The organism is Bifidobacterium tibiigranuli, from assembly GCF_009371885.1.
Taxonomy (GTDB): Bacteria; Actinomycetota; Actinomycetes; order Actinomycetales; family Bifidobacteriaceae; genus Bifidobacterium; species Bifidobacterium tibiigranuli.
Genome location: NZ_QLZA01000012.1, coordinates 43,650 through 63,374, shown reverse-complemented (window position 1 = coordinate 63,374; position 19,725 = coordinate 43,650). Strand labels below are relative to the sequence as shown.

At 62.8% G+C, this 19,725-nt stretch carries 16 protein-coding genes; 14 read left to right on the top strand and 2 right to left on the bottom strand.

Annotated features, from left to right (window positions below; all coding sequences use genetic code 11):
* A complete protein-coding gene (locus DDF78_RS10520; RefSeq protein WP_152581662.1) occupies positions 1 to 1,629 on the bottom strand; it encodes a substrate-binding domain-containing protein in 1,629 nt (542 codons plus the stop codon).
* Positions 1,630 to 2,032: 403 nt separating this feature from the next.
* A complete protein-coding gene (locus tag DDF78_RS10515) occupies positions 2,033 to 3,250 on the bottom strand; it encodes an NADP-dependent isocitrate dehydrogenase (RefSeq protein WP_152581663.1) in 1,218 nt (405 codons plus the stop codon).
* A 195-nt stretch (positions 3,251 to 3,445) separates the two neighbouring features.
* Here DDF78_RS10515 and DDF78_RS10510 point away from each other — a divergent pair, with 195 nt between their 5' ends.
* The 14 genes from DDF78_RS10510 to DDF78_RS10445 all read left to right on the top strand — a co-directional run bounded on the left by DDF78_RS10510 (position 3,446) and on the right by DDF78_RS10445 (position 19,724).
* A complete protein-coding gene (locus tag DDF78_RS10510; protein ID WP_152581664.1) occupies positions 3,446 to 4,570 on the top strand; it encodes a GuaB3 family IMP dehydrogenase-related protein in 1,125 nt (374 codons plus the stop codon).
* A gap of 174 nt (positions 4,571 to 4,744) precedes the next feature.
* On the top strand, positions 4,745 to 5,356 hold the full coding sequence (locus tag DDF78_RS12150) for a hypothetical protein (RefSeq protein ID WP_237564650.1): 612 nt from the start codon (positions 4,745 to 4,747) through the stop codon (positions 5,354 to 5,356).
* Between the two features lie 204 nt (positions 5,357 to 5,560).
* Positions 5,561 to 7,687, top strand: a complete 2,127-nt coding sequence (locus DDF78_RS10500) for an AMP-dependent synthetase/ligase (RefSeq protein ID WP_152581665.1) — start codon at positions 5,561 to 5,563, stop codon at positions 7,685 to 7,687.
* 169 nt (positions 7,688 to 7,856) lie between these two features.
* A complete protein-coding gene (def, locus tag DDF78_RS10495) occupies positions 7,857 to 8,333 on the top strand; it encodes a peptide deformylase (protein ID WP_152581666.1) in 477 nt (158 codons plus the stop codon).
* Between the two features lie 275 nt (positions 8,334 to 8,608).
* Positions 8,609 to 9,502 carry a 30S ribosomal protein S2 gene (gene rpsB / locus DDF78_RS10490; protein WP_152581667.1) on the top strand — a complete coding sequence of 298 codons (894 nt, stop codon included), beginning with the start codon at positions 8,609 to 8,611 and terminating at the stop codon, positions 9,500 to 9,502.
* Between the two features lie 83 nt (positions 9,503 to 9,585).
* Positions 9,586 to 10,437, top strand: coding sequence for a translation elongation factor Ts (gene tsf / locus DDF78_RS10485; RefSeq protein WP_152581668.1), 852 nt, complete (start codon positions 9,586 to 9,588; stop codon positions 10,435 to 10,437).
* 177 nt (positions 10,438 to 10,614) lie between these two features.
* On the top strand, positions 10,615 to 11,367 hold the full coding sequence (pyrH, locus tag DDF78_RS10480) for a UMP kinase (RefSeq protein ID WP_152581669.1): 753 nt from the start codon (positions 10,615 to 10,617) through the stop codon (positions 11,365 to 11,367).
* A gap of 251 nt (positions 11,368 to 11,618) precedes the next feature.
* Complete coding sequence (gene frr / locus DDF78_RS10475; RefSeq protein ID WP_152581670.1) at positions 11,619 to 12,173, top strand: ribosome recycling factor; 555 nt, start codon at positions 11,619 to 11,621, stop codon at positions 12,171 to 12,173.
* Between the two features lie 35 nt (positions 12,174 to 12,208).
* On the top strand, positions 12,209 to 13,174 hold the full coding sequence (locus tag DDF78_RS10470; RefSeq protein WP_415482451.1) for a phosphatidate cytidylyltransferase: 966 nt from the start codon (positions 12,209 to 12,211) through the stop codon (positions 13,172 to 13,174).
* 58 nt (positions 13,175 to 13,232) lie between these two features.
* Positions 13,233 to 14,465: a dual-specificity RNA methyltransferase RlmN gene (gene rlmN / locus DDF78_RS10465; protein WP_152581720.1), complete on the top strand. Its 1,233-nt coding sequence runs from the start codon at positions 13,233 to 13,235 to the stop codon at positions 14,463 to 14,465.
* 111 nt (positions 14,466 to 14,576) lie between these two features.
* On the top strand, positions 14,577 to 15,347 hold the full coding sequence (gene hisF, locus DDF78_RS10460; protein ID WP_152581672.1) for an imidazole glycerol phosphate synthase subunit HisF: 771 nt from the start codon (positions 14,577 to 14,579) through the stop codon (positions 15,345 to 15,347).
* Between the two features lie 119 nt (positions 15,348 to 15,466).
* Positions 15,467 to 15,973, top strand: a complete 507-nt coding sequence (hisI, locus tag DDF78_RS10455; protein WP_152581673.1) for a phosphoribosyl-AMP cyclohydrolase — start codon at positions 15,467 to 15,469, stop codon at positions 15,971 to 15,973.
* Entirely contained in the window at positions 15,970 to 17,532 is a 1,563-nt protein-coding gene (locus DDF78_RS10450; protein WP_152581674.1) for a chorismate-binding protein, read from the top strand. The genes hisI and DDF78_RS10450 overlap by 4 nt, the downstream gene beginning before the upstream one ends.
* Positions 17,533 to 17,588: 56 nt before the next feature.
* The gene (locus DDF78_RS10445) at positions 17,589 to 19,724 is read left to right on the top strand and encodes a bifunctional indole-3-glycerol phosphate synthase/tryptophan synthase subunit beta (protein WP_152581675.1); all 2,136 of its coding nucleotides are present in this window, start codon (positions 17,589 to 17,591) and stop codon (positions 19,722 to 19,724) included.
* Position 19,725: the final 1 nt, after the last annotated feature.

Here is a 19,725-nt window from a genome sequence, read left to right as displayed (position 1 = left end):
TTACAGCCCTGCTTCCGCCAAGGTGATATAGCCCGGGTCGATAAGCGTCTTCTTGAGATTGCTTGCGCTGACGGCCAGCGGCTGCCCCTGGATCGTGGGGACCTGTGCGCCGTTGACATTGGCGAGCGCTATGAACGGCAGCTTGCCGATATCCTGACTGCGGTCGAGCTGTTCGCATGCCTGTGCGATGTTGGCAGCCATGAGCTGACGGTCCTCAAGCCCGGTCATCCACAGCCTGCCGTTCACCACTTGCGGAATCGTATCGATATAGGCGCCGTACCCGGTGACGATGGGCCAGCGGGAGTTATTCTTCTCGGTGTTCTCAGGCGTTGTTGTCGTGTCGTTCGCCGCTGGCTGTTTCGCCGGATCCGGCACGGAGCCACGCAGCAGATCCTTCTTGCCTGCGATGTTGTCCAGCACGCCCGAAATCGTAATCGCCGGGTTGACATCGGCGGCCGAACCGGTGTATTGCAGGGAATCCAGCTCATCGATAGCGCTTGAGGCGACGAAATCGTTCATCGCGATGATGCCGTCGATGCGTGTATGCGGCGTCTTCTTCTGCTCCATCCCCAGGCGTCGGGCAAGCTCATCCTTGACCTGCTGCGGCTTGCTCGCATCGAAGGCGCTTGCCTGCCAATCCTTCTGCGTCGTCTTCGCGTTGAAGGAGCCGGAGGGGCTGACGACCTTGCCAGCCGCGACGTAAGGGCCGAGAACCTTCCAGATGCCAACGAACGCCTCGGCGGCGAAATCATCCTGACTGCCGTCTTTCGCGGCACTGTCGGCACTGTCAGCGTTGTCAGCACCGTCTTGCGCAGCAGCGCGGGGCAGCAGCACCTCGATTGATTTCGGGTTGTCGCGCGAGACCTTGTCCAGCTGCAGCTTGCTGGCAAGCAGCTTGGCCTGGAGCGAGCCGATCTGCTCGGCAGTGGACATCTGCACGAAAACGTCGGGCGTGAAGCCCTGTATCGGATTCGACAGCACTATGACGTGCACGCCGGATTCGCGCGCAAGCTTGAGCGCCGAAACCAAACGGTCTCCGGCCTGGCGCAGCGTGGCCGCCGAGTCGTCAGCGCTGGATTTGCCTGAGGTGCCTGTGCTATCGTCTCCGCCTGATTTGCCCCTTGCAGCGTCCCATGTGACCGAATGGCTGGCGTAGTCGCCGTACTGCGTGTCCGCGTCTCCCAATTGCACGACCGGGGCCACGATAAGCGTCGCATTGGAAGCGGCGTGCTGGGTCGCTCCGGACGACGAAGATCCGCCTGATGCAGGAGCCTTCGTCTTGGCCTTGTTGTCAGTGATGGCAAGCGTGTTCACCACGTAATCCTGAATGCTGCGGCTCTGCTTGTCGAAGCTGTCTGATGTCGTGACGTTGATGCTGCCACGGGAGAAACCCCGGTTTTCAAGGGATTTAGTGAGGGTCGGCGTGAATTTCGTCCATTTGTTCAGCGGGGTGTGCTGCGAAATGGTGAGTCCGTCGGACGGAAGGAAGACCGCCACGGAGCCGAGCGGCGAGGATGCAGGCGGAGTTTTCGTTACCGTGCTGCCGGACGACGAACAGGCCCCGAGAGTGATCAGCATCCCGGCAGCGACGAGGAATGCGGTGAGTCGGCTGGCGCAGCGCCTTGCCATAGTCGCCTGCGTTCGTGAGCTCTTTCCTCGTACAGTTTTCCTTCGCACGGTCTTCCTTTACACCTTCGATTGCTACTCAGTCGTCGTATGCGCAGCCTTTGGCAATACAGCCAATGTGCACAGGCATGTGTTGCTCAGGCCGACCTTCCGGCGTGATATGACCATTCGATTCTAGCCGCAGCGCTTCCGGAAGTCACTTCTGCGCAGTTATCCGTGGAAAACTATCCATAGAAAATGCCGGGCCGGCCAACGGTGCCCAAGCACCTGGCCGACCCGGCATTCCGGTGTCATCTTCAGTGAAGCAAAGCCGCTAGCGAAGCAGCGCCGTCAGAACGAGGCAGTGTCATCACAGCGAAGCAATGTCATTAGAACGAAGCAGCGCCGTCAGAACGAGGCAGCGCCGTCACAAGGTCAAGGCCTTCGCCAGCTCGTCATCCAGCGTGTCCATGAACCCCTCGGTGTCGAGCCAAGGCTGGTCGGGGCCGACGAGCAGCGCCAGATCCTTGGTCATCCTGCCGGATTCGACGGTGGAGATGATGACCTGCTCAAGTGTCGAGGCGAAATGCTCGACTTCCGGCGTGCCGTCGAGCTTGGCGCGGTGCTTCAGGCCGCCGGTCCATGCGTAGATCGAGGCGATCGGATTGGTTGAGGTCTTTTCGCCCTTCTGCCAGCGGCGATAATGCCTGGTCACGGTGCCGTGCGCTGCCTCGGCTTCGACGGTCTGCCCGTCGGGTGTCATCAGCACCGAAGTCATCAGGCCCAGCGAACCGAAGCCCTGCGCCACGGTGTCGGACTGCACGTCGCCGTCGTAGTTCTTGCAGGCCCACACGTAGCCGCCGTGCCACTTGAGCGAGCTGGCCACCATGTCATCGATGAGCCGATGCTCGTAGCTCAGCCCTTCGGCCTCGTAACGGTCCTTGTACTCGGTTTCGAAGACTTCGGCGAAGATATCCTTGAATTCGCCGTCGTAGGCCTTCAGAATCGTGTTCTTCGTCGACAGGTACACCGGGTAGTGGCGCAGCAGACCGTAGTTGAAGCAGGCGCGGGCGAAGCCGCGGATGGATTCGTCGAGGTTGTACTGCACCTGCGCGACGCCGCCGCCGGGGTAGTCGAAGACCACATGCTCGATGGGCTCGCTGCCGTCCTCGGGAGTGAAGGAGACGGTGAGGCGACCCGGCCGGTCGATCTTGAAATCAGTGGCCTTGTACTGGTCGCCGAAGGCGTGGCGGGCCACGATGATCGGCTTGGTCCAGCCGGGTACCAGCCGGGGGACGTTCGAGATGACGATGGGCTCGCGGAAGATCGTGCCGCCGAGGATATTGCGGATTGTGCCGTTGGGGGACTTCCACATCTTCTTGAGTCCGAATTCCTCGACACGCGCCTCGTCCGGCGTGATCGTGGCGCATTTGACGCCCACATGCGTGCGCTTGATCGCCTCGGCCGCGTCGATGGTCACCTGATCGTCGGTGGCGTCGCGGTTTTCGAGACCCAAGTCGTAGTATTCCAGATCGACGTCGAGATACGGCTTGATGAGCCGCTCGCGAATATCGCTCCAGATGATGCGGGTCATTTCGTCGCCGTCGAGTTCGACGACGGTGCCTTCGACCTTGATTTTGGACATGGCTATGTGCCCTTCCTAGGAGTTGTACATATTCGTTACAGTCATAGCGCATCGGCGTAACGAATACGTGCACGATATCATGACCGCTGTTTCCTGCGTTGTTTCCTGCGCAGCTTTCCTGAGACCGTTTTTTCGTGTATGCGGACACGCGCCACGCCGCGGCTTCGTCACAACCCGGCATTAGCCTTGGCTCATATGTCTCAGGAAATTGAAATCGGTTTGGGCAAAAAGGGCCGGCTGGCCTACTCTCTCGACGATGTGGCCATCGTGCCGTCCCGGCGCACGCGCGACCCGGAGGATGTCTCTACGGCCTGGCAGGTGGACGCCTACGAATTTGACGTTCCCGTGCTCGGCGCGCCGATGGATTCGGTGAGCAGCCCGGCGAGCGTTATCGCGATGGGCCGGCTCGGCGCGTTGGGCGTGCTTGATCTCGAAGGGCTGTGGACGCGCTACGAGGATCCCCAGCCGTTGCTGGACGAGATAGCGCAGCTGCCTGCCGACGCGGCCATCGCCCGTATGCAGGAGATCTACACCGAGCCGATGAAGGCCGAGCTGATTGCGCAGCGGCTGCATGAGATACGCGATGCCGGCGTGACCGTCGCCGCCTCGCTCTCCCCGCAGTGCACGCAGGAGTTCACCTCCACGGTGGTTGAGGCCGGCGTTGATCTCTTCGTCATCCGCGGCACCGTGGTTTCGGCCGAGCATGTCTCGCAAAACCATGAACCGCTCAACCTCAAGAAGTTCATCTACGATCTCGATGTGCCGGTCATCGTCGGAGGAGCCGCCAACTACACGGCGGCCCTGCACCTGATGCGCACCGGCGCTGCAGGGGTCCTCGTGGGCTTCGGCGGCGGCGCGGTCTCCGCTACGCGCGACACGCTGGGCGTCGAGGCGCCGATGGCCACGGCGATCGCCGACGTGGCCGAGGCCCGCCGCGATTACATGGACGAGTCGGGTGGCCGCTACGTGCAGGTCATCGCCGACGGCGGCATGGGCACCTCCGGCAATTTCGTCAAGGCGCTGGCGATGGGCGCCGATGCTGTGATGCTCGGTTCGGCGCTGGCCCGGGCCGCCGAGGCCCCCGGCAAAGGCAAGCACTGGGGTTCGGAGGCACACCATCAGATTCTGCCGCGAGGCTTCCGCAGCGATGTGGGCACCGTTGGATCGCTTAAGGAGATTCTCTACGGCCCCAGCCATCAGGCCGATGGCACGACGAACTTCATCGGCGCGCTGCGGCGCGCGATGGCTACGACCGGCTACGTCGATGTGAAGAGCTTCCAGCGCTGCCAGGTCGTGGTCACCCCGGATCGCTATCTGTAGGCGGTGGTGCGCCGTTTCCTGCTGGCAGCGGCAGCGGTGCAGCGTGGTGCGATAAGTTATCCACATATCCACAATTCCCGGGCTCCTGTTTGACGTGATTGCCCCGATGTGTTGAGCTTGGTGTAAGACGCGGCTTCCCAACGAGGGGAAGCCGCCATCGACCAAGGGGGCTCAATGATCTACCAGGGCATCACCGCTGCATCGATTGATGACGCGCCGAGCAGCATCACACCGGTTCATGCAGCGCCAGCCATCGCAACGCCAACTAGTGCAGTGTCAAATATTGCGCCGACTACTACGTTGGCCAAGGATATGGAACAAACTGCGGCCAGGAGCCGTCCTGCGGCCAAGGATGGGTTCATCCGGCTTGAGCTTTCCGGAGACCCGGTCAGCTACCACCTCACCTGGTGCTTCGGCGATACGATGGAGGATATCGACTGCAACGATCTGGCTACGCGCTCGTGCAGAATGGCCTGCCTGATCGCTGACATGATTCGTGGCCGCCCGGTCTCGGCCAGCCTGCAGCGCTCGGTCATCGACAGCTGCCTCAAGCGGCTGGAAACGGTTTCGTATCTGTTGGACAATCACATGCGCACCCATGATGATCTCAAAGCCCAGCTGCGCTATCTTCCCGCAGTGCCCCTGTCGATGCACGGCGTGTTCGTCTCGGAGACGAAGCTCGACATGGCCGTGCACTTACGCATCGGGCAGAGCAACTACTGGGTCAACCTGATTCTGCGGCTTGCCGGAAGCCGCTGGCTGTGCGTCTACGCCGACATGGGTTAGGCGGCGTGCACCGCGCATCTCACACCCCGCGCCGTACCGCCCCGCACCGCGAAGAGCATGCGCGCATGGCAGATTGGCCTATGCAGCCGCAGCCAGCCGAGTTGCCATGTGCTGCTGTGTGCTGCCATGTGATATGGCTCACGCGCGTCCCGAACCGCGCCCACACGCGCGTGAGCCATTGCACCAGGGTTTATAGTGGATGCTATGTTGCGAGAATTTGCGGTGGACATCATCCATCCCACCACCGAGAAGGACACCATCTATTCGTTGCTGGCGAATCGTGCCGCCCGCGACCGCGATGAACTCATCGCGCAGTGGCAGGACGAGCGCACCCGTCAATGGCATGACGTGAAGGCCGGCGAGATGCTCGACCGCGTGCGCGAGGTCGCCAAAGGGCTGCTTGGCATAGGAGTCAAGGCCGGAAGCATGGTCGTCATCTACTCCGCCACCTGCTATGAGTGGGGCGTCACGGATTTCGCCTGCGCCGCCATCGGCGCGGTATCCGTGCCCATCTACGAGACCGATTCGGCGATTCAGGCGTCGTCGATCGTCGCTGAGGTCGAGCCGACGATCGCCTTCGCCGGCGATGCGGCGCACGCGCAGACCTTGGAGCAGATTCGCCAGAACAGCCCGAGCCTGAACTATGTGTTCAACTTCAAGGCCGAAGGCCTGGACGCAGTGGCCGACTTCGGCGAATCCGTCGATGACGAAGAGCTTGACAGGGTCATCAGCCGCGTGCACGCCGACGATATGGCCACCATCGTCTATACGTCCGGCTCCACCGGCAAGCCCAAGGGCGCGATGCTGTCGCACCGCAATTTCGTCACCGTGGTCTTCGCCGGCTACGACGTACTCGACGAGATGCTCTTCCAGCCCAGCCGGCTGATGCTGTTCCTACCGCTGGCCCACTGCTTCGCGCGCTACATCCAATATGTGGCGATCGGCTCGCGTGGCGTGGTCGGCTACGTTCCCAGCGCCGCGCATCTGCTGGCGGATCTGCGCAGTTTCAAGCCGACCTATCTGCTCGGCGTGCCGCGCGTGTTCGAAAAGGTTTACAACGCAGCCTCCCAGAAGGCCGGCGCAGGCATGAAGGGCAGGATATTCGCGGGCGGATTCAAGCATTTCGTGCAATGGTCCAAGGATGAGCGCGACGGCAAATCGCATTCGCTGATGGCCCGCACAGCGCATTCCTTCTACATGAGCACCCTCGGTTCGCAGATCCGTTCCGCACTGGGGCCGAACCTGCGTTATCTGGCCTGCGGCGGCGCGCCGATGAATGCCGATCTGGCGCATTTCTTCAACGGCCTGGACGATATCACCTTCATTCAGGGCTATGGCATGACCGAAACAGCAGCGCCCTGCGTGGTGAACTTCCAGAACGCGAACCGCGTCGGCTCCGTCGGACTTCCAGGGCCCGGCATCGGCTACAAGCTAGCCGACGATGACGAGGTCATGATCAACGGCGAGAACGTCTTCCTGGGCTACTACAAGCAGCCCGAGCTCACCAAGGAAGTGCTCGGCGAGGACGGCTGGCTGCGCAGCGGCGACATCGGCCAGATCGACGACGACGGCTTCCTGTACATCACCGGCCGCAAGAAGGACATCATCATCACCGCAGGCGGCAAGAACATCAGCCCGGCGCCGATGGAAGACACGATCAGCACCTGCCCGATCGTCACGCACGCCGTGGTGCTCGGCGACGGCAAGCCCTTCGTCTCCGCATTGGTCACCCTGGACCAGGATATGGTCTACTCCTGGCTGATTCAGCGCGGCATGGACGGCGATATGCCTCTGGACCAGATTGCGAAAAGCGAGGCCGTGCGCGCCTTCATCCAGCAGTATGTCGATCAGGCGAACAGCAGCGTCTCCCGCGCCGAATCGGTGCGCAAGTTCGCCATCGTGGCCGAGGACTTCAATCAGGAGGAGGGCACGCTGACCGCCAGCCTCAAGGTCGTGCGCCCCAAGGTGCTGCAGCATTACGCCGAGTTGATCGAGAACGTGCTGTACGCGCCGCGAACCCAGTCGCCGCAGCCCACGCCGGCGGTCAAGATATTCGACAAGACCACGGAAACGGTCAAGCAGGCCTCCGAAACCGCACGACAGGCCTCCGAAACGGTTCGGCAGGCCTCGGAGACGGTCAGCCCCCGCGTGCGCCAGGCCCTCGATCAGGCGAAGACCTACCTGACGCATCCGCAATCCCAGGATGACGATGCGACACCGGTTCCTTCCGACGCGATGTCGCCGGATGGCGACCCTCAGGGCGAATCTGCGCAGGCAGGGCAGCCCGAGCAGTCCAAGCAGGATGCCGATACGGGCGTCAAGGCGCAATAACGCGTCGGAAGCGGTGCAGGGGAGCATAATTGACCGCCGTTGAGCTACACTAGGCTGAGTTCAACGGCGGTCAGCTATGCCTGGCGCGCTCACGCTTGGGGCATGAGCGCGGGCCGACATGCCTGCGCGCGCCGATACGCATCCGAAGAATATTGCGAGGAGAGAAGAAGTGACGATACGCGAGATTCGTGTGATACCCGATCCGGTGCTGCGCACGCCATGCGAGCCAATCAAAGAGATCACCCCGGCGGTGCGCCGGCTGGTCGAGGATCTGCTCGAAACAGTCGATGACCCGGGCAGGGCTGGGCTTTCCGCGAATCAGATCGGCGTGAGTCTGCGGGCCTTCTCCTATAACATCGACGGCGTTGTCGGCTATATTCTCAATCCTGTGATGGAGGAGACCAGCGGCGAGCAGTATAGCGACGAGGGCTGCCTGTCGGTTCCGGGCCTGTGGTATGCCACCCGACGTGCCGACTACGCCCGCGTGCGCGGCATCGATCTGGACGGCAAGACGGTGGTGCTGGAAGGGCACGGCATGATGGGGCGCATGCTGCAGCATGAGTACGATCATCTCGATGGCCATATCTACCTCGATCGGCTCGAAAAGCAGGTGCGACGCGAGGCCATGCGTCGGCTGCGCGCTTAGCGCTGACCAGGCAGTCGGCTATGGATGCCGGCACGATGTGCGCCGGATAAGTCCATATGACGTTTAGTACCATCCCTGTAGTACCCTAGAAAATCGTGTGCCAACCGGATTCATGCACGGTCGTGCGGTGTTTGAGTCCAACCAGTAACCCCAACCGGCACACCACAAATCGCGTCATGCCCGCGACGGTCCGTGTCGGTCGGTGCTCTTTGCCGAGTGCTGCACGCGGATGCGCATGGCCAGGCAACAACCGACATGAAAGGCAGAGCACTATTATGGCTCAGATCACTATGAGTGACATGCTGAAGGCAGGACTGCACTTCGGCCATCAGACCCGTCGTTGGAACCCGAAGATGAAGCAGTACATCCTCACCCAGCGCAACGGCATCCATATCATCAATCTCTTCAAGTCGCTCGATATGATCGATACGGCCTACGACTTCATCAAGACGACCGTTGCACACAACGGCACCGTCCTGTTCGTCGGCACGAAGAAGCAGGCACAGGAAGCGATCGAGAAGCAGTCCACGCGCGTGAACATGCCCTATGTGAGCGAACGCTGGCTCGGCGGCATGCTGACCAACTTCCAGACCGTCTCCAAGCGCGTCACCCGCCTCAAGGAGCTTGAGGAGATGGACTTCTCTGACGTGCGCGGCTCGGGCCTGACGAAGAAGGAGCTGCTGCTCCTCGAGCGCGAGAAGGACAAGCTCAACAAGCAGCTTGGCGGCATCCGCAATATGGGCCGCACTCCTTCGGCGATGTTCGTCGTGGACATCAGCAAGGAGTCCCTCGCCGTCGAAGAGGCACACAAGCTGGGCATCCCGGTCGTCGCCGTCGTCGACACCAACACCGACCCGGAGACCGTGGACTACCCGATTCCGGCCAACGATGACGCCATTCGCGGCATCGAGCTGCTCACCAGCCTGATGGCCGACGCCGTGGCCGATGGTCTGCTGGACCGCTCCGGCAAGGCCGCCAAGGCCGAGGGCGAAACCGCCGATCAGCCGATGGCCGCCTGGGAGAAGGAGCTCCTGACCAAGGATGCTCCCGCCACTGCCGATGCCGCCGCAGAAGCCGAAGCTCCGGCAGCCGCCGAAGCACAGCCTGCAGCAGCAGCGCAGGGCGCCGAAGAAGCCGTCGCCGAGACCCCGGCTCCGGCACAGGCCTGATTCATGCGTATCGGCTTGCGTTCACGCGGGCGAAAGTCCAGCGTAGGCGCAAGCCGCATGCAATCCAACAGAGGAGACATACAATGGCAGCAATAACCGCAGCATTGATCAAGCAGGTGCGCGAGGATACCGGCGCCGGCATGATGGACGTCAAGAAGGCCCTGACTGAGGCCGAAGGCGATATCGCACGCGCCAAGGAGATCATCCGCGCCAAGGGCATCCAGGCCGCAGGCAAGCGCGAAGGCCGCAACGCCAAGGAAGGCACTATCGCCTCCAAGGTCATCGAGTCCGCCGAAGGCCAGATCGGCTACGCGGTCGAGATCAATTCCGAGACCGACTTCGTGGCCAAGACCCCGAAGTTCGTCGAATTCGCCGATAGCATCGTCGACAAGGCCATCGAGGTCAAGGCGGCTTCCGTGGACGAGCTGCTGGCTACGGCCGATGGCGAGGCCACCGTCAAGGAGACCGTCGAAGAGGCGGCCGCCCTGTTCGGCGAGCACGTCAAGCTCGGCCAGCTCGCGACGATCGCGGGTCCGCACGTCGAGGTCTACGCGCACAAGCGCTCCGTCGAGATGCCCCCGGGCATCGTAGCCATGATCGCGACCGACGAGGCCGGCGCACAGGTGGCGCACGAAGCCGCGCTGCAGATTTCCGCGCTCGGCGCCCAGTGGCTCACCCGCGAGGATGTTCCGGCCGATGTGGTCGAGTCCGAGCGTCGCGTGGCCACCGAGAAGTCCCTGGCCGAAGGCAAGCCCGAGAAGATCGTTCCCCGTATCGTGGAAGGCCGCCTCAACGCCTTCTACAAGGAGAACGTGCTGCTTGAGCAGGAGTTCGTCAAGGACCCCTCCAAGACCGTCGGCGACCTGTTCAAGAAGGTGAGCGGCAAGGCTCTGGCCTTCGCCCGTCTTGAGGTCGGCAAGGGCGACGAGAAGTGATTTCGCGATAATCGCCTTGTCGCAAAAGTGACGAAATCATGTCAGTGGGCCTCTGATGCAGCAATGCATCAGAGGCCCACTCGCGTATCCAGGATCTTGTGTCGCTAACCCTGTCTGCGTTGACCGATACCCTGTAGAGCGGAAATTGTGCATGATGCATGGCAAGAAAGGCTGTCTATGACCGGCGAAGAAGCAACAACCAAGCCCAGACGTGTTCTGCTCAAACTTTCGGGGGAGGCCTTCGGCGGCGGCGCTGTCGGCATCGACACACAGGTGGTCCGGCGCATCGCGGAGGAGATCGTCCCGGCCGTGCAGCGTGGCGTGCAGGTCGCCATCGTGGTCGGCGGCGGCAACTTTTTCCGCGGCGCGGAGCTGCAGCAGGCCGGCATCGACCGCAGCCGCGGCGACTACATGGGCATGCTCGGCACGGTGATGAACAGCCTGGCGCTGCAGGACTTCCTAGAGCAGGAGGGGCAGGCGACGCGCGTGCAGACCGCCATCGTAATGGGCCAGGTCGCCGAGCCGTACATTCCGCTCAAGGCCATCCGCCATCTCGAAAAGGACCGCGTAGTCATCTTCGGCGCCGGCGCGGGCATGCCATACTTCTCGACCGACACAGTTTCCATCCAGCGCGCTTTGGAAATCCACTGCGACGAAGTGCTGATGGGCAAGAACGGCGTGGACGGCGTCTACACCGCGGACCCGCGCAAGGATGCTTCGGCAAAGCGCTTCGACACGCTGGACTACAGCCGCGCCCTGGTTGACAACCTCGCCGTGATGGACGCCTCGGCGCTCTCGATGGCCCGCGACAACAAGACCCCGATTCGTGTCTTCGGCCTGGAAGGCGAAGGCAACGTCACCCGTGCGCTGGTGGGCGAGCGCATCGGCACGCTGGTGTCGGGCGCCGATTCGAGCATCGCGGAAGCGTAGCAGGATGGGTAGCGATATTGCAAATCGTTGTTGCAATCGCCAGAATAAACGGAAATAAGCGAAAATAACGCCGAATAATGCCGTGCAGGCATACGGTTGCCGTCCGCGTCCACGAGTCCGCCCGCAACAACGACTAGTGTTGATGAGTGTCGACTGATTGTGAAAACGGCAGCACGCAATACGGCAACGAGGACGCATCCCAATGGGATTCGGATCTCACGAACCGTCAGAGAAATACACAAGGAGTGAACATGGCATCCGTCATCGATCAAGCAAGCGCCCAGATGGGCAAATCCGTCGAAGCCACCAAGGAGAACTTCTCGGGCATCCGCACCGGGCGCGCCAATCCGGCGCTGCTCAACGGCCTGATGGTCGACTACTATGGAGCGCCCACGCCCATCAAGGGAGTCGCCACGATTGGCGTGCCTGAGCCGCGCACGCTGTCGATCACCCCCTTCGACCCTTCCCAGGCGAATGCCGTTGAGAAGGCCATCCGCGATTCGGATCTCGGCGTCAGCCCGCGCCGCGATGGCAATGTTATCCGCGTGACGATGCCGGAGCTGACCGAGGACCGCCGCAAGGATTACGTCAAGCTCGCTAAGACCAAGGCCGAAGACGGCAAGGTGGCGGTGCGCAACATCCGCCGCAAGGCCAAGGAATCCATCGACAAGGCCGTCAAGGACGGCGATATGGGCGAGGATGAAGGCGACCGCCTGCTCAAGGAGCTCGACAAGGTCACCAAGAAGACCACCGAGGAGCTTGACGCTCTGCTTGAGGGCAAGCAGAAGGAGATCATGGAGGTCTGAGCCGTTCGGCTCACCATCACCTTCAGGCGATAAGGATGCGGATGCATACAGGACATCGTGGCAGCGAAGCCGAAGAGGCGCTGCAGGACATCAACAAGAAGACCGGGCGCAACATGCCGCAGGCGGTGGCCACTGCCGTCGTGCTGATCGTGCTGATTCTGGCGTGCCTGCTCATTCGCATCGATGCCTTCGTCGTGCTTATCGTCGTATTCATGATTCTCGCGCTGTGGGAGCTGCGCGTCGATTTCGCCGCAGCCCAGCTGCGTTTTCCACTGGTGCTTATGGTGCTGAGTTCCAGCATCACGCTGCTGGCCGCCTATTACGCCGACCGTCATATCCTGGCTGCCGCCGTCTGTATCGCCGCGTCCCTGCCGCTGATCGCCATTGGGGCGAGCTTCGACTTCCCGGCGGGCGCACGACTGGCGGCTGCCGCCGCGAACAAAACGGCTTCGACTGCCGCAGCTCCGCTTGAGTTTGCACCGAGGCAGGTGAATCGGCTTGACGATGTCGCCGTGTCGATCTTCACCGTGCTGTACATTCCGCTGCTCGCCTCATGCATCGTGCTGCCGCTGACCTTCAACGACCACCCTGTGGCCCACGCCATCATCGTGGTGTTCCTCCCGGCCATCAGCGACACCGGCGGATTGTTCGCTGGGGCCTGGCTGGGCAAGCACAAGCTTTCGCCGCGCATCTCCCCGAAGAAATCAGTCGAGGGGCTGCTGGGGTCGATTCTGTTCTCGATCATCGGCGCCTATGTCATCTTCGCCTTCACCTACCCGGCACTGTGGTCCACGCGATGGTGGGTGCCGATCGTCATGGGTGCGGTCGTCGGCATCGTCGGCACCTTCGGCGACTTGTGCGCTTCGATGCTCAAGCGCGACATCGGCATCAAGGACATGGGCCATCTGCTCAAGGGCCACGGCGGCGTGATGGACCGGGTCGATTCGATTCTGCTGTGCGCGCCCTTCCTCGCGGCGCTGCTATGGGCTACGGGACTCTAACGACACGGGACTTTAACGACAAAGGCATAGGCATATGACAATGAGCAATGTGGTGACAATGAGTGAAAAGACCACGAGCAACGACGAGATAGCGCAAGACGCTGCGCTGCATGACGCGGCATCCAGCGGCATCACGCCAGGAGGCACCACGGGCGCGTTCCGCGATGTGCTGGCCAAGGACCATGCGCGCCGCGGCAAGCCGCCGCTGCACCTGGTGGATATGAGCGCCGAACAGCGCAGCGAGGCCGCGCAGCAACTCGGCATGCAGCCCTTCCGCGTCAAGCAGCTGGCGAATCATTACTTCGCGCACTTCGATACCGACACGGAGCAGTTCTCCGACTTTCCGGCGGATATGCGCGCAGGCGCGCGCAGCGCATTCTTCCCGACGCTGATCAGCGAGGCCACGCGGCAGACCGCCGATGAGGGAACCACCGTGAAGACATTGTGGGAGCTGTTCGACGGCGCCCGCATCGAATCGGTGCTCATGCGCTATCCCAAGCGCACCACGCTATGCATATCCAGCCAGGTGGGCTGCGGCATGGGCTGTCCCTTCTGCGCGACCGGGCAGCTGGGCCTGACGCGCAACATGTCCACAGGCGAGATCCTCGAACAGGTGCGCATCGCCGCCAAGGCCATGCGTGACGGCGACATCGCCGGCGGGCCGGGGCGCCTGAGCAACGTGGTCTTCATGGGCATGGGCGAGCCGATGGGCAACTACCGTTCCGTGATCGCCGCCGTGCGCCAGATGAGCGCCCTGCCGCCGGAAGGCTTCGGCATCTCCGCGCGCAACATCACCGTCTCCACGGTGGGCGTGGTGCCCGGCATCAACAAGCTGGCCAAGGAAGGCCTTCCCGTCCGCCTCGCCGTCTCCCTGCATGCCCCGACCGACACGCTGCGCGACGAGCTGGTGCCGATGAACAAGCGCTTCAACACCACGAAGGTGCTTGACGCCGCGCACGCGTATTACCTGACCAGCAAGCGGCGCGTCAGTATCGAATACGCGCTTATGCGCGGCATCAACGATCAGGCCGAGCATGCCCGCGAGCTGGCGAAGCGGCTGAACCATTACGGCGATGACTGGGCGCATGTCAATCCTATTCCGCTCAACCCCATCGAGGGCTCGCGCTGGACGGCTTCGAAACCCGAAGACGAACGGCAGTTCCTCGATATTCTGCACCGTGCGGGCATCGCGGCGACGCTGCGCGACACGCGCGGCTCCGATATCGACGGCGCCTGCGGGCAGTTGGCGGCGAAGAATCTGCGGACCGAATCGGCTGCCTTGCATCGCTGAGTATTCCAACGACAGGGTCCTTGAGCGACAATCCGAGTAGCGGATACATGCTTGACCTCGGGGGCCGCTACCCTAGATAGACGAACAAGCTGGCTGTGAACAGGAGTTGCAATGTCTTTGGCTGTGCGGGTCATCCCATGTCTGGACGTCGATGAAGGGCGCGTGGTCAAAGGCGTGCATTTCGAGCATCTGCGCGATGCCGGCGATCCGGTTGAACTTGCTGCCGAGTACTACCGGCAGGGTGCCGACGAGCTCACCTTCCTCGATGTCACGGCTTCCAGCGGGCATCGCCAGACGATGGTCGACGTCGTGGGGCGCACCGCCGAGCAGCTGTTCATACCGCTGACGGTCGGCGGCGGCGTGCGCGCGGTCGAGGATGTCGATTCGCTGCTGCGCTGCGGCGCGGACAAGATCAGCGTGAACACCGCCGCGATCAACGATCCCACGCTTATCAGCAAAGTGGCGCAGCGCTTCGGTAATCAGGTGCTTGTGCTGTCGGTCGATGCGCGGCGCGAACGTGGCGAAAGCCATACCGAGTCAGGTTATGAAGTCACCACGATGGGCGGGCGGCAGTCCACCGGCATCGATGCGGTGTGGTGGGCCAAGCGGGCGCAGGAGCTGGGCGCCGGCGAGGTGCTGCTCAATTCGATGGACGCGGACGGCACCGAGCAGGGCTTCGATCTGGAGATGATTCGGGCCATGCGCCGCGAGGTGTCGATTCCAATCATCGCCAGCGGGGGAGCGGGCGGCGTCAAGGACTTCCCGCCGGCTATCGATGCAGGTGCGGACGCCGTGCTCGCCGCCTCGATCTTCCATTACGGCAAGACCAGCATCCGTGAGGTCAAGGACGAACTGCGCCGGGCAGGGTATCTCGTCAGATAATCGACCCGTTGCGTGCAGCGCGAGACCGCATCGCGATAGGGTGAGTGCCGGATGCCACGCAGCCCGGGAACGGGCGCTGTGGCGAACGAGGACAACAGGGAAGAGGATGTGAGGCGATTATGGGAGCAGACACGGTGGAAACAGGCACAGTGGAATCGGATACGGCGTACAGCAACGAAGGCCACTTGGACCCGCGCATCGCCGCGCGGCTCAAGCGCGACAACAAGGGACTGGTGGCAGCCGTCATCCAGCAGTACGACACGCATGAGGTGCTGATGGTCGGCTATATGAACGACGAAGCGCTGCACAGGACGCTGACGACGGGCAGAGTGACCTTCTGGTCGCGCTCACGGCAGGAATACTGGCGCAAAGGTGATACTTCCGGCCACGTGCAGTATGTCAAAGGCGCTGCCATTGACTGCGACGGCGACGCGTTGCTGATTCAGGTCGAGCAGATCGGAGCCGCCTGCCACACCGGCGCACGCAGCTGCTTTGACGCCGGTGGGCCGCTGCCCGTTGTGATCGGACCGGTCGAAGCTGCTGAAATCGAAGCGTCGGAAACGCCAAATATTGCGCGCACAACCGCAGGGCAGGCACATGCCCTGGAAATGGAGATGAAACGATGAAGCCATGCAGCGTCGAGCATCTGCAATGGGGCGGCACATGGCCCAGCCGTGAGGAATTCCACGAGCTGGCCGACAAAGGGTACCGCATTATTCCTATCGTGCGCCGGCTGCTGGCCGACTCGCTCACCCCGGTCGGCCTCTACGGGCGGCTCGCAGGGGGGCGTAGCGGCACCTTCATCCTCGAATCCGCGGAATACGGTGGTTCGTGGAGCAGATACAGTTTCATCGGCGTGAATTCGATGGCGCAGCTGCGCTCGAACGACGGCCAGGCCGATTGGCTGGGCAAGGTCCCAGCGGGCATACCGCTGCACGGTGACGTGCTCGAAGTGGCGCACGCCGTGCTGCGCACGCTCAAGGCGCCGAACATCGCCGGGCTGCCGAATCTGACGGGCGGTCTGGTCGGCTCAGTCGGCTGGGACGCGCTGCGCCACTGGGAGCCGACGCTGCGTGCCCAGGCCCCTGTGGAGACCCCGCAGTCGGAGCTGGTGCTCGCGCTGGCCACCGATCTGGCGGTGGTGGACCATCTGACCGGGTCCGTATGGCTTATCGCCAATGCGGTTAATATGGACGACCGCCCGACCCGAGCAGATGCCGCCTATGACGGCGCTTTGGCGCGGCTGGACGCGATGCAGCGCGCCACTGCGACGCCCGCTGCCGGAGAGTCGAAGGTCAGCGTGCTTGACGATAGCGGGAAGCAGCCCGAGCTGCGCTTCCGCAGCGAACGCGGCACGTATGAGCAAGCTGTAGAGGCTGCCAAGCGGCATATCGTGGACGGTGACGTGTTCCAGGTCGTGATTTCGCAGCGGCTTGAAATCGATTCGCCGGCCGGCCCCTTCGACGTCTATCGGGTGCTGCGCACGCTCAATCCCAGCCCCTACATGTATTTCCTGGCGTTGACCGATGCGCAGGGCCGGAATTTCAACGTGATCGGTTCCAGCCCGGAGACGCTTATCAAAGTCGATGACGGCAAGGCCGTCACCTTCCCGATAGCCGGTTCCAGGCCGCGTGGCAAGACGATCGAGGAGGACGAGCGGCTGGCCAAGGAGCTGCTGGCCGACCCCAAGGAGCGCAGCGAGCACATCATGCTGGTCGATCTCTCGCGCAATGATCTGAGCCGCGTCTGCGAGCCGCAGAGCGTCGAAGTGGTGTCGCTGATGAACATCAAGCGCTTCAGCCATATCATGCATATCTGCTCCACGGTCACCGGCCGCGTCGCACAGGGCATGAGCGCCTTCGACGTGTTCATGTCGGCCTTCCCCGCAGGCACGCTTTCAGGGGCGCCCAAGCCGCGCGCCATCGAGATCATTGATGAATTGGAGCCCGCCGACCGAGGTATCTACGGCGGCACCGTCGGCTACTTCGACTTCTCGGGCAACATGGATATGGCTATCGCCATCCGCACGGCGTACCTGTGCGATCATGAGGCTTCGGTGCAGGCCGGTGCGGGCATTGTGCTCGACTCGGTGCCCGCGCAGGAATGGCAGGAGACGCGCAACAAGGCAGAGGCCAGCGTGGAGGCCATCCAGCTTGCGGCGCAGCTGCGCAACGTGCAGGCGTAGGCGCTGGGCACAGACATTGCTACAGTGACGTATGACAACCATCGGAAAGGGTTACTATGTCCGTACTTGACGAGTTGGTGGCGGGAGCACTCGAGGATCAGCAGGCGCGTGAGCGCGTCGTGCCCCTTGAGGCAATCAAGAGAATTGCCGCCGACGCTCCGGCGCCCATCGACGCGCGCCGATGGCTCAAGCGTGAGGACGGCGTGCCCGTCATCGCCGAAATCAAACGTGCTTCGCCGTCCAAAGGCTATCTGGGTGACATCCCCGATCCGGCTGCCTTGGCACAGCAATACGAGTCCGGCGGTGCCAGCGCGATATCCGTGCTGACCGAAAAGCGGCGCTTCCTCGGCTCGCTTGACGACTTCGATCAGGTGCGCGCCGCGGTGCATATCCCACTGCTGCGCAAGGATTTCATGGTCAACGAGTACATGGTCTGGGAGTCGCGCGCGCATGGCGCCGACATCGTGCTGCTCATTGTCGCCGCACTCGATGACGACACGCTTTCCCGGCTGCTCAAGCTCTCCGAGTCACTGGGCATGACCGTGCTGGTGGAGGCGCATAACCGCGAAGAGATCGCCCGCGCGGTAGCCATTGGGGCCACCGTCATCGGCATCAACGCCAGAAACCTCAAGAACCTGCACGTCGATGTGTCCACCTACGGCGAGCTGGCCGCCGACCTGCCCAGCAACGTCATCCGCGTGGCGGAGTCCGGCGTCTTCGGCAGCGTTGAAGTCGATGGCTACGCCCGCGCCGGAGCCGACGCCGTGCTGGTGGGCGAAGGCGTCGCCACAGCCGACGACCACGAGGAGGCCGTGCACGCGCTGGCCGCCGCCGGAACCCGGGTCAAGGCCTCCGAGCAGCGTCCGCTGTCCACGCATGAAGGGCCGTACTTCGGCCAGTTCGGCGGCCGCTACGTCCCCGAGGCGCTGGTGGGAGCGCTGGACGAGCTTGAATCCGTCTACACCGCCGCCAAGGCCGACCCGGAGTTCCACAAGGAATTCGCCCGGCTCAACCGCCAGTATGTCGGCAGGCCCTCCTCGCTGACCGAAGCTCCGCGCTTCGCCGGGCGCATCAAGGACAAAACCGGTCTGAACGCGCGGGTGTTCCTCAAGCGCGAGGATCTCAACCATACCGGCGCGCACAAGATCAACAACGCGCTCGGCCAGGCCCTGCTTGTCAAGCGCATGGGCAAGACCCGCGTCATCGCCGAGACCGGAGCCGGCCAGCACGGCGTGGCCACGGCGACCGTATGCGCCCTGTTCGGCCTCAAATGCCGCATCTACATGGGCCAGATCGATGCCCGCAGGCAGGCGCTGAACGTCGCCAGAATGCGGCTGCTCGGCGCCGAGGTCGTCGAAGTGACGCAAGGCACGCGAATCCTGAAGGACGCCATCAACGAGGCGCTGCGCGACTGGGTCACCAACGTCGAGAACACGCATTACCTGCTGGGCACGGTCGCCGGCCCCCATCCCTTCCCCTCGATGGTGCGCGACTTCCAGAAGATCATCGGCGAGGAAGCCAAGCGCCAGCTGAACGAGGAGTACGGCATCGACCATCCTGACGCGGTATGCGCCTGCGTAGGCGGCGGCTCGAACGCCATCGGTGTCATGAACGCCTTCCTTGACGATGACCGCGTGAACCTCTACGGCTACGAAGCGGGCGGCAACGGGCCGGAATCCGGTGAGCACGCGATCAGGTTCGCGCCGGGCACCGGTGAGGTCGGCATGTTCCAAGGCACGCGCTCCTATCTGCTTGAGGACAAGGAAGGCCAGACCCTTGACACCTACTCGATTTCCGCAGGCTTGGACTACGCTTCGGTCGGCCCCGAGCACTCCTGGCTCAAGGACATCGGCCGGGTCAACTACTCCTGGGCCACCGACGACGAGGCGATGAGCGCCTTCAAGGATCTGTGCGAGACCGAGGGCATCATCCCCGCCATCGAAAGCTCCCACGCCCTCGCCGGCGCGTACAAGGCCGCCGCCGACCTGAAGGCGAAGGGCTACAGCAATCCGGTGATGCTCATCAACATCTCCGGGCGCGGAGACAAGGATGTGGCCACGGCCGGCAAATGGTTCGGCTACCTGACCGACGAGCAGAGCAAGGCTTTGGAAGCCAACGGCGCGCATGGCACATCGTCCGATAACACGGCTACGGACGGCGCTGCCGAGCAGAACAGCACGGATGGGGAATGAT